This window comes from Bacteroides sp. LFL-34 (assembly GCF_027257075.1).
GTDB lineage: Bacteria > Bacteroidota > Bacteroidia > Bacteroidales > Bacteroidaceae > Bacteroides > Bacteroides ovatus.
Genome location: NZ_JAPQKZ010000024.1, coordinates 91,638 through 103,995 on the forward strand (window position 1 = coordinate 91,638; position 12,358 = coordinate 103,995).

Genomic DNA, 12,358 nt, shown 5'->3' on the forward strand with positions numbered 1-12,358 from the left:
GTTTAGGATACCATGAATAAAATTTATATCATATTACTGACTGTTTTCTTTTGTGCAAATGTTTATTCTCAACAAGCTTATTTTGTTGATGGGTATCATGGCGGGATATATGGCCATTATCCGGTAAAGTGGAAAACTCAATTTATTGTGGATCAGCTGGCTATGCATCCGGACTGGCGGATTTGTATGGAGATAGAGCCTGAAACATGGGATACAGTCAGAGTACAGACTCCGGAGGCTTATTTGCGTTTTAAAGAGATGGCTACCAGTGACCAGGTAGAGTTTACGAACCCTACTTATGCACAGCCTTATTGCTATAATATCTCGGGAGAGAGTATAATAAGACAGTTTCAATATGGTATTGCTAAAATAAACAAACATTTTCCGGGGGTGGATTTTGTAACCTATTCGGTAGAAGAACCTTGCTTCACAAGTTGCTTGCCACAAATCCTTAAACAGTTCGGCTTTAAATATGCTGTATTGAAATGTCCCAATACCTGTTGGGGAGGGTATACTGCTGCTTATGGCGGAGAATTGGTTAATTGGGTGGGACCGGACGGGACTGCAATCTTGACCGTTCCCAGATATGCTTGTGAAAAACTAGAGCCGGGATCAACTTGGCAGACAACTGCTTGGGGAAATTCGGATGCTTATTTAAAAGATTGCCGTAATGCAGGTATCAAACACCCCGTTGGTATGTGTTTTCAGGATGCCGGATGGAAAAACGGCCCATGGCTGGGGAGTGGAAAGAACACAAAAAATAACTCTATATATATGACATGGAGAGATTACATTGAAAATGTCTCCATCGGAAAAACGGATGATAACTGGTATTTTTCACAGGAAGATATACATGTGAATCTTATGTGGGGAAGTCAGGTTTTGCAAAAAATAGCGCAAGAAGTACGCGTTTCAGAAAATAGAATTGTCATGGCAGAGAAAATGTCTGTAATGGCTTATCTGGAAAATAAATATATTTGTCGACAGGCAGATATGGATGAGGCTTGGCGTACACTGATGTTGGCACAACATCATGATTCATGGATTGTGCCTTATAATGGACTGAATAGGAAAGGAACATGGGCTGATCAGATTAAGCGATGGACAGACAGTACCAATCATCTTGCAGATGGAATTATTGAGGCATCTATGCGGAGCTTTAATGAAAAGTTTATTCCGCAAAATAATGCTCAACAGCAATATATACGTGTTTTTAATACATTAGGAATGAGAAGAAAGGAAATCGTAAGTGTTCTTCTGCCTACGGAATTTGAAAATGCGGATTTAAGTGTTTATGACTGGAAAGGTAAAGATATAGGTTGTTTGGTAGAAAATGGAGGTAAAGAGATAAGATTATTTTTTGAGGCAGAGATTCCTCCCTTTGGTTATTCCACGTATTGTATAAAAAAGAAAGAAGCCGGTAAGAAAGAGGCTTCGGAGAGTAGATTCGTTTTGGAAGGTAATAAGGTGAATAAACAGGAATACGTGGTTGAAAATGATATGTATAAAATTGTTTTTGACTTATCAAAGGGAGGAACCATAAAAAGCCTGATAGCTAAAAAAGAAGGGAATAAGGATTTTGCAGGTAAAACGGAGAAATATGCCTTAGGGGAGCTACGAGGCTTTTTTTATGAAGAAGGTAAATTTCGTTCTTCTATAGAGACTCCGGCCAAGCTGACAGTAGTAAGGGATAATGTATATGAGCAAAAAATTAAGATAGAGGGTGAGATTGCTTCCCATCCGTTTACACAGGTAATCACTCTCACTAAAGGAACGAGACGGATCGATTTTGATTTGACGGTTGACTGGAAAAAGAATGTAGGTATTGGTGAATATAAAGAGGAACGTTGGCGTGATAATCGTCGGGCTTATTGTGACGATCGGTTTAAACTAAGTGTATTATTCCCGACTGATTTACATTCTCCCCGTGTTTATAAAAATGCACCGTTTGATGTATGCGAAAGCAAACTGACTGATACTTTCTTTGACTCTTGGGATCAAATCAAACATAATATTATACTTCATTGGGTTGACTTGGCTGAACAGGAAGGCGACTATGCTCTGGCTTTATTATCAGACCATACTACTTCTTATTCTTATGGAGAGGACTATCCGCTAGGACTGACTGCTCAATATTCGGGTGGAGGACTTTGGGGACCTGATTATAAAATAACACACCCTTTGAGGATGAAGTATGCAATTATACCTCATCGTGGCAAATGGGACAAAGCATCAATCGCAGATGATAGCGATTGTTGGAATGAACCATTGCTGCATTCTTGCTATCCAGTGGCGAAACCGGAATCGAAATCATTTATTGATTTACAGAATACTGGTTATCAAGTGAGTGCTCTTCAAATGAAAGATGGAAAGGTACTATTGCGCCTGTTCAATTCTGAAGGAGACGAAAGATTACAAAAGGTTACCATTGACATGCCATTATCCGGAGTGGAGGAAGTTGATTTGAATGGACAATGTATCGAAAGAAAGAAGATAAAAACACGTGCAGGTAAATCGGAAATGACGATTTCAATGCCTCGTTTTGGTATTAAGACTTTCGTTCTTAGTTTGACTTAAAATAATTAGATTATTGTTATGTATAAAGCGACTGCTAATCTTTTAATTGTTTGCTTTTTGTGTTGGATGACGGGTTGCTCATCAACCAATACCGTATCGGAAGATTGGGTTCCGACCGATTATGTAAACCCGTTTATTGGTGCCAGTACTAGTGTAGGGGCTGCCGGTGTTTATCACGGATTAGGTAAAACTTTTCCCGGAGCTACGACTCCGTATGGTATGGTACAGGTTAGTCCTAATACAATAACGGGAGGTGATAACGGTTCCGGATACAGTGATGAACATAAGACAATCGAAGGATTTGCCTTTACCCAGATGAGTGGTGTGGGATGGTTTGGTGATTTGGGCAATTTTCTTGTGATGCCTACAACTGGTGAATTATATAAAGTGGCAGGTAAAGAGAATAATGATAGTATAAAAGGATATCGTTCGGCTTATAACAAAGCCACTGAAACGGCTAAGGCCGGATATTATTCGGTAGAATTGACTGATTATCATATCAAAGTAGAAAGTAGTGCGACACCGCACTGTGGAATTTTACATTTTACTTATCCTTCTAGTGACCAATCGCGTATTCAGATTGATTTAGCTCGTAGAGTAGGGGGAACATCTACTTCACAGTATATTAAAGTTGTAGATGATTACACTATTCAAGGATGGATGAAGTGTACACCTGATGGTGGTGGATGGGGTAATGGTGAAGGAAAAGCCGATTATACCGTTTATTATTATGCACAATTTAGTAAACCTTTGACTAATTATGGCTTTTGGAGTGCAGATATTCCCGAACATTGGGTTCGGAAACGTGATGAAGTAGTGAGTATTCCTTATTTGACTCGTGTATCACAAGCTCCGGTTATAAAAGACAAGAAAGAACTGACGGGTAAACATCTGGGCTTTTTTACTGAATTTCCAACGAAGGAGGGAGAGACTGTAGAGATGAAAGTTGGTATCTCTTTTGTTGATATGGAGGGTGCTGCAAATAACTTTGAACAAGAAATAGCCTCTAAAAATTTTGGACAAGTAAAGCAGGAAGCTACTGAATTGTGGAACAAAGAACTTAATCGTGTCCGGATATCCGGTGGTACGGATGATGAAAAAACGATATTCTATACTGCCATGTATCATACGATGATTGATCCTCGTATCTATACAGATGTAGACGGACGTTATGTAGGTGGTGATTATAAAATACATACGGCTGACAGCACTTTTACAAAACGTACTATATTCAGTGGATGGGATGTATTTCGTAGTCAGTTTCCTTTGCAGACTATAATTAATCCGCGTTTAGTAAGTGATGAACTGAACTCATTGATTACTATGGCAGATCAGAGTGGGCGCGAATACTATGAACGTTGGGAATTGCTGAATTCCTATTCCGGCTGTATGTTGGGAAATCCTGCTTTGTCTGTTTTGGCGGATGCTTATATCAAAGGGATTCGTACGTATGATGCAGAGAAAGCGTATCGTTATGCCATTAACACATCCCGTCGTTTTGGTAATGATTCATTGGGGTATGCTCCGGAACCATTGAGTATTTCAACCACTTTGGAGTATGCTTATACTGATTGGTGTATATCTCAATTAGCGAAAGCTATGGGGAAAGAAGACGATGCCAAATGTTTCTATGAAAAGGGACAGGCATATCATTCTATTTTTGATAAAGAAAAGGGGTGGTTCCGTCCCCGTAAAGCAGATGGTGCATGGGTAGAATGGCCGGAGAATGCACGTCTTAAAGAATGGTATGGGTGTATAGAAGCAAACCCTTATCAGCAAGGTTGGTTTGTACCTCACGATATTCCGGGAATGGTGAATTTGATGGGTGGTAAGGAGAAAGTTATTGCGGATTTAACAGATTTCTTTAATAAAACTCCTTCTAATATGCTGTGGAATGAATATTATAACCATGCGAATGAACCTGTGCACTTCGTTCCTTTTTTGTTCAATCAGCTTGAAGTTCCCTGGTATACTCAAAAATGGACACGCTATACATGTGAAAAGGCTTATGCAAACAAAGTTGAAGGGATTGTTGGCAATGAAGATGTAGGTCAGATGTCAGCGTGGTATGTGTTGGCTGCTTCCGGTATTCATCCTTCCTGTCCGGGAAATACACGTATGGAGATTACAAGTCCGGTTTTTGATAAAGTAGAGTTCAATCTTGATCCCAGCTATTATACTGGTAAGAAATTCACGGTAATAGCTCATAATAACAGCATAAATAACGTCTATATACAAAAGGCCTTGTTGAACGGTCAGGAATACAATAAATGTTATCTTGATTTTGCGGACATTGCAGCCGGAGGTACATTGGAGCTGTTTATGGGTGATAAACCTAATGTTGAGTGGGGACTTTGATTGAATAACATACTCTAAAACAAATTGTTACTTTAAAATCTTGATAGTATGATGAATAAACTTGGGCTTATCATTGTATCGGTTATATGTACTCTAATCCAGACAGGGTGTGCAGAGCAGAGTACATGGATGTCTTTGAACAGCTCTAATCCTCGGATTATCTGGGAAGTGAAACCCCAGGCAGATTTAGAGAACATAACCGGAGAACAGATTTCTACTCCGGAATTTAAAATGTCCGATTACGTTAAAGGTGTGGTTCCCGGAACTGTTTTTACTGCTTATGTTGAAGCAGGAATCGTTCCTGATCCTAATTATGCCGATAATATTTATAAAGTAGACGAAACGTTTTATAACCGTCCTTTCTGGTATCGTACGGAATTCGAACTCCCGTCTTCTTATTCGGAGGGGAAGCGGGTATGGCTTCATTTCGACAATACGAATCGCTTTGCCGATTTTTATTTTAATGGCGAAAAGATATCAGGGACTAAAACATCTACTAAAGATGTAAGCGGTCACATGTTGCGTTCGAAGTTTGATGTAACCAATCTAGTAAAGAAATCCGGTAAGAATGTGATAGCTGTTCTGATTACCGATGCCGATCAGAAAAAGACGCGTAAGGCTAAAGACCCGTATGGAGTTGCGTGTAGCCCCAGTTATCTGGCTGGTGCCGGTTGGGACTGGATGCCATACGTACCGGGACGTCTGGCTGGTATCACAGGCAATGCTTATCTTGTGGTAACGGGAGATGTAGTGATGGAAGATCCTTGGGTACGTTCAGAGTTACCGACCTTGCAGAAAGCAGAGCTTTCTGTCTCAACAGATATTAGAAATGCTTCTTCTTCCCCCAAAGATGTCGTTGTATCCGGAGTGATTCAGCCGGGGAATATTTCTTTCTCTAAAGACATTCGGGTAGAAGGAGGAACAACAGCCAGACTATCTATTAACAAAGATGACATAGCGCAATTGGTCGTTGACCATCCGAAACTTTGGTGGCCGAATGGTTATGGTGATCCCAATCTTTATACTTGTAAGCTAACTTGTTCTGTAGATGGAAAAGTGTCGGATGTAAAAGAAATGACATTCGGTATCAAGAAGTATGAGTATAAAATGGTCGATAATGTAGTGGGATATCCTGTTCTTACATTCTTTATCAACGGACAGAAGATCTATCTGAAAGGTGGAAACTGGGGAATGAGCGAATATCTGCTTCGCTGTCAGGGTAAAGAGTATGAAACGAAAATCAGACTTCATAAGGAAATGAACTACAATATGATCCGTCTATGGACAGGGTGTGTTACTGATGATGAGTTTTATGATTATTGTGATAAATATGGGATTATGGTATGGAATGATTTCTGGTTATATGTAGCATACAATGACGTGGCGCAACCGGAAGCATTTAAAGCGAATGCTCTTGATAAAGTCAGACGCCTTAGAAACCATCCTTCTATTGCTATTTGGTGTGGAGCAAATGAAACGCATCCGACACCTGATTTGGATAATTACCTGCGTGAAATGATTGCGAAGGAGGACAATAATGACCGTATGTATAAGTCTTGCTCCAATCAGGATGGACTGTCCGGAAGTGGTTGGTGGGGAAATCAACCTCCAAGACACCATTTTGAAACTTCAGGCAGTAATCTGGCATTTAATACACCGGCTTATCCATACGGTATTGATCACGGTTATGGTATGCGTACAGAAATAGGAACGGCCACTTTCCCCACATTTGAAAGTATCAAAGAGTTTATCCCGCAAAAAGACTGGTGGCCTCTGCCTACTGATGAGCAGTTGAAGAATGATGATGACAATGTATGGAACAAACATTTCTTCGGTAAGGAAGCGTCTAATGCCAACCCGGTTAATTATAAGAATTCAGTGAACACACAGTACGGAGAATCATCCGGATTGGAAGAATTCTGCGAGAAAGCGCAAATGCTGAATATCGAAGTGATGAAAGGTATGTATGAGGCTTGGAACGATAAGATGTGGAATGATGCAGCCGGACTTCTGATCTGGATGAGCCATCCGGCTTATCCCTCGTTTGTATGGCAGACTTATGACTATTATTACGATCCTACAGGTGCTTATTGGGGAGCAAAAAAGGCTTGTGAACCTTTACATATCCAATGGAATGCTTCCAATAACAATATAAAAGTAATAAATACTACAGCAAAGGACTTGAAAGGTGCAATAGCTAAAGCTGCAATTTACAACTTGAATGGAAAAGAAGTGCCTGCATGCGGACAGGCAAAACAGGTCGATGTGGCAGCCAGCAACATTGCAGAAGCATTTTCTTTGAACTTTAACCCTTTCAATCTGGCTTATGGAAAGAAGGCTGTAGCTTCTTCTTCAACAGGTGCCTCTAAAAGTGCTTCAATGGTTACTGACGGAGGAGCGGGAAGTCGTTGGGAAAGTGCATACAGTGATCCTCAATGGATATACATTGATCTTGGTAAAGAAGAAAAGATAGAAAAGGCTATTTTGAAATGGGAGGCAGCTTGTGCTAAGAAATACGAACTGCAAGTATCGAATGATGCGCAAGAATGGAAAACCGTTTATGCCAACAAAGATGGAAGAGGTGGTACTGAACAGATTGAATTGGAACCTGTTACAGCACGTTATGTGAAATTGGCAGGCATCAGCCGTGCCACACAGTTTGGATATTCATTGTTCGAATTCGAAATCTACGGTGAGAAACCAAAAGAGATAAAAGAACTGACTCCGCTTCATTTTATCAAGTTGGAACTGACAGATGTCAAAGGTAATCTAATCTCTGAAAACTTCTATTGGCGGAATGGTGTGAATGATCTTGATTATACATTGCTGAATACACTCCCAGAGGCCGATTTGTCTTGCCAATTGGTGGATAAATCGATGTCTGACGGAAAGATGAAGATCGCTGTAAAGAACAATTCCGAGACTGTGGCTTTTGCTAATCGGGTGAGGCTTGTTAATAAGGCTACGCAGAAAAGAATACTTCCAATAATTATGTCCGATAATTATGCGACGTTGATGCCTGGTGAAGAAAAGGTTATCACTATGGAGGCAACTCCCGAACTGTTGAAAGGAGGCGTAAGTGTATTGGTGAAACAGTATGGGAAAGCAGAGAAGAATAAGCTGGATATAGCAGATTGATTGTTGTACGGTTATCTTTATGGTTTGATTAAAAGAATAAAGAAAATGGCTAATAGACTAAAAATGAGGATACTCTTGTTGTTATCTTTAGTTTATATAAATTGCGATTACTTACAGGCACAAATAACAATACCTCGGTTTGAAGAAGGGGAACGTGTGGTATTTGTAGGAAACAGCATTACTCACGGCGGACATTATCATTCATTTATCTGGTTGTATTACATGACTCGTTTCCCGGATAAACCGATTACTATCATGAATGCCGGAATTGGTGGAGAGAGTGCGTGGGATATGAAGGATCGCTTGGACTATGATGTTTTCAACAGGAAACCAACTTATGTGACTCTAACTTTCGGTATGAATGATACCGGTTATGATATTTACATGAAAGACGATGCAAAAGAACTGTCGGAACAACGGATTGCAAAGTCATTGGAAAGCTATCGGGAAATAGAAGAACGTTTATTGGCTAAAAATAAAATAAAGAAAGTTTTGATTGGTGGTTCTCCTTATGATGAGACTTCCCGGTTTAATAATTTTATATTGCATAATAAGAATAACGCCATTTTAAAAATCATAGATGCCCAACGTACATCGGCTAAAAAGAATGGCTGGGGTTTTGTTGATTTTAACCAACCGATGCGTGAGATAAGCAGAAAGGAGCAGGAGGCAGATTCTACATTTACATTCTGCAGGATAGATAGAATTCATCCGGATAATGACGGACAGATGGTTATGGCCTATTTGTTTCTGAAAGCACAGGGATTGGCTGGGGATGAAGTGTCGTCAGTATCTATTGATGCATATCATTCATCTGTAATAACCCATAAGAACTGTAAGATTTCAAAACTAAAAAAGAACGGAGCTGATCTGACTTTTGATTATCTGGCGTATGCTCTTCCTTATCCGCTGGATTCTATTTCTAGAAGTGGCTGGGGAAATAAAAGGTCACAACGCGATGCAATGCAGTTGGTTCCATTTATGGAAGAGTTTAATCAGGAACGTTTTCAGGTAACAAACTTAGAGAAAGGAATGTATCGGTTAACTATAGACAATCAGTTTATTGACAATCTCTCATCCGAAAAGTTGGCGAATGGTGTGAATTTGGCAGATTACCCAAATACTCCCCAATATCAACAAGCTGCGAAAATCATGTATCTGAATGAAGAACGGTTTGAAGTGGAGAAACGTTTTAGAGAATACTTGTGGACCGAATATTCATTCCTGAAAAAAGAAGGATTGTTGTTTGCAGACGATCAGAAGGCTATTGATAAGCTAAAAGAGTACTTACCTAAAGATGGGTTTCTCAGGATGAGCTACGACTGGTATATAAAAGCGATGAACCCCGAAATACGGGAAGTTTGGAGCAATTATATAAAGAGTCTCGTTGAAACAATTTATAAAATCAATAAACCTGTCACTCATAAAGTGAGGCTGGCAAGAGTTGAATAATAATAGAAGATGAATAGAATGAAACGATTGTTATGTTTAGGTTTGATTTATTATTTCTGTTGTCTGTCGATGATAGTATATGGAAATGAGAAAACTTCGCCTTTCTATTTGGCGGAATTAAAATGTGAGAATCTTATTGATCCTTTGGGGATTGATAATGTAACTCCTCACTTTAGTTGGAAGTTAAAGGGGGACGGCTGGAAAGGCGGGCAAACTTATTATGAAATACAGGTAGCTCCGGATAGTATTCTGTTGGTGCAGAATAAAGCTGATTTATGGAATACCGGAAAATTGAAATCCAAAACTTCGGTTATGGTACCTTATCGAGGGAAGACTTTAACTTCTCGTTCTTTGTGTTATTGGCGGGTACGTGTTTGGGATGCTAAAAAACAAGCTTCATCATGGAGTCCTGTTGCCCGTTTTGGAGTTGGCATCTTGGATCAGTCACAGATGAAAGGAGAATATATAGGGGCTTCTGTTGAAGGTGGTAAGATTTGTGCTCCTATTCTTCGCAAAAAAGTGAAACTGACTCAAGGGGAGACTTCTTTCTTGCATGTAAATACGTTAGGTTATCACGAAATTTATATCAATGGGAGAAAGGTTGGGGAGGACGTTCTGACCCCTGCTGTATCACATTTATCTAAACGTTCACTAATTGTTACTTATGATATTACTCCTTATTTAAGAGAAGGAGAAAATGATCTGCTTATCTGGCTGGGACAAGGTTGGTATAAAACGACGACTTTCGGAGCAGCTTATGAAGGTCCGCTGGTAAAAGCAGAATTGGATGTGTTGAGAAATGGTAAATGGGAAGTCGTAACGAAGACAGACGGATCATGGTACGGACGTGAAAGTGGCTATTCTGATACAGGTACTTGGCGTGCTTTGCAGTTTGGAGGTGAGAGGGTGGATGGAAGGATTCTTCCGCGAGATCTTTCAACACAAGCTTTAGATAAAATGAAATGGACTCCTGTTGTGAAAGTGAATGTTCCCGATCATATCGCTTCCCCTCAAATGTGTGAGATAAACAAGATACATCAGATTTTGCAGGCTGTTTCTGTAAAGAAGCTGGGTGAAGGTCTCTGGCTGGTAGATATGGGAAAGGTTCAGACCGGATGGTTTGAGATGCAAATGCCTATATTGCCGGCAGGTCATGAAGTTATTATGGAATATAGTGATAATTTGACGAAAGACGGTGAATTTGACAAGCAAGGTGAAAGTGATATTTATATATCTGGTGGTAAGCAAGGAGAATACTTCAGAAATAAATTCAATCATCACGCTTTTCGATATGTGCGCATCTCCAATCTTCCTCAAAAACCGGAAACAGCTGCTATGAAATCTCTGCAGATTTATGGAGATTATAAACAGACCGCAACTTTTGAATGTTCGGATGCCGACTTGAATGCTATTCACCAAATGATTCAGTATACGATGAAATGTCTGACTTTTAGTGGATATATGGTAGACTGTCCGCATTTGGAACGTGCAGGATATGGTGGTGATGGAAACTCCTCAACGATGTCTTTGCAAACGATGTACGATGTAGCCCCTACTTTTGAAAACTGGGTGCAAACATGGGGAGATTCCATGCGTGAAGGAGGAAGTTTGCCGCATGTTGGTCCTAATCCGGGTGCCGGTGGCGGCGGTCCGTATTGGTGCGGATTCTTTGTACAGGCTCCCTGGAGAACGTATGTCAACTATAATGATCCCCGCTTGATTGAGAAGTATTATTCTCAAATGAAAGAGTGGTTTAAGTATGTTGATAAATATACAGTAGATGGTTTGCTGAAACGTTGGCCCGATACCAAATACCGTGACTGGTATTTGGGTGATTGGCTGGCACCCATGGGAGTAGATGCAGGTAATCAGGCTTCAGTGGATTTGGTAAGTAACTGTTTTATCAGCGAATGCTTGAGCACTATGTATAAGACAGCCTTAACATTAGGAAAAAGAGAAGAGGCGGAAGAGTTTGCTATGCGTAGAGAAAAACTTAACAAGTTGATTCATCAGACGTTCTACCGTGCGGATGAAGGGATCTATTCTACCGGCTCACAATTGGATATGTGCTATCCTATGTTGGTAGGTGTTGTACCTGATTCTTTGTACAATAAAGTGAAAGAGAATGTTGTTATGATGACCGAAGAAAAATATAAAGGACATATTGCTGTTGGTCTGGTTGGAGTATCTATTTTGACAGAATGGTCTGTTCGGAATAAACAAGTGGATTTCTTCTATCAAATGATGAAGAAACGTGATTATCCCGGTTATCTGTATATGATTGACCATGGTGCAACAGCGACTTGGGAATATTGGAGCGGAGAACGAAGTCGTGTGCACAATTGTTACAATGGAATTGGTACTTGGTTTTATCAGGCTGTAGGAGGAATACGTCTTGACGAGGCTAACTCTGGATATCGTCACTTCTATGTCGATCCTCAAACTCCAAACGGTGTGACCTGGGCAAAAGTAACGAAAGAATCACCTTATGGCACAATTGCTGTTAATTGGAAGTTGAAAGATGATAATCAGTTGAATCTTCAATTGACAGTTCCTGCCGGAACAACGGCTACAGTTTGCATCCCTAATAATGCTGTCTCATGTAAAAAGAATAAGAAGAAAGTGAGCGTTAAGGAGCAGACTGTTGATGTAGAAGCAGGGCATTATGATTTTCTATTTAATTTGAAATAGATACCCTACTAGAGTGTATTTATGGTTCTTCGTCAAATTTGGTGGTAATCTCTTTTTTATTTCAACTGTCTTCTTCTTTCTTAATCCTATTAAAAGTTGTAGATATGTTTGCTTTTTAGTAACTTTAAAGACACCACATCAT

Annotated in this window: 5 protein-coding genes; all 5 read left to right on the forward strand. The window is 39.9% G+C overall.

What is annotated here, in order from left to right:
• Positions 1–12 precede the first annotated feature (12 nt).
• The 5 genes from N5O98_RS15450 to N5O98_RS15470 are packed head-to-tail and all read left to right on the forward strand — an operon-like array spanning position 13 to position 12,216.
• Entirely contained in the window at positions 13–2,577 is a 2,565-nt protein-coding gene (locus tag N5O98_RS15450; protein WP_118161054.1) for a glycoside hydrolase family 38 C-terminal domain-containing protein, read from the forward strand.
• Positions 2,578–2,595: 18 nt separating this feature from the next.
• A complete protein-coding gene (locus N5O98_RS15455; protein WP_118161055.1) occupies positions 2,596–4,935 on the forward strand; it encodes a GH92 family glycosyl hydrolase in 2,340 nt (779 codons plus the stop codon).
• Positions 4,936–4,983: 48 nt separating this feature from the next.
• Positions 4,984–8,073 carry a discoidin domain-containing protein gene (locus tag N5O98_RS15460; protein ID WP_118161056.1) on the forward strand — a complete coding sequence of 1,030 codons (3,090 nt, stop codon included), beginning with the start codon at positions 4,984–4,986 and terminating at the stop codon, positions 8,071–8,073.
• Between the two features lie 45 nt (positions 8,074–8,118).
• A complete protein-coding gene (locus N5O98_RS15465; protein WP_118161061.1) occupies positions 8,119–9,525 on the forward strand; it encodes an SGNH/GDSL hydrolase family protein in 1,407 nt (468 codons plus the stop codon).
• Positions 9,526–9,534: 9 nt separating this feature from the next.
• Positions 9,535–12,216 (forward strand): alpha-L-rhamnosidase, encoded by a 2,682-nt coding sequence (locus N5O98_RS15470; protein WP_118161057.1) that lies wholly within the window; start codon positions 9,535–9,537, stop codon positions 12,214–12,216.
• Positions 12,217–12,358 lie beyond the last annotated feature (142 nt).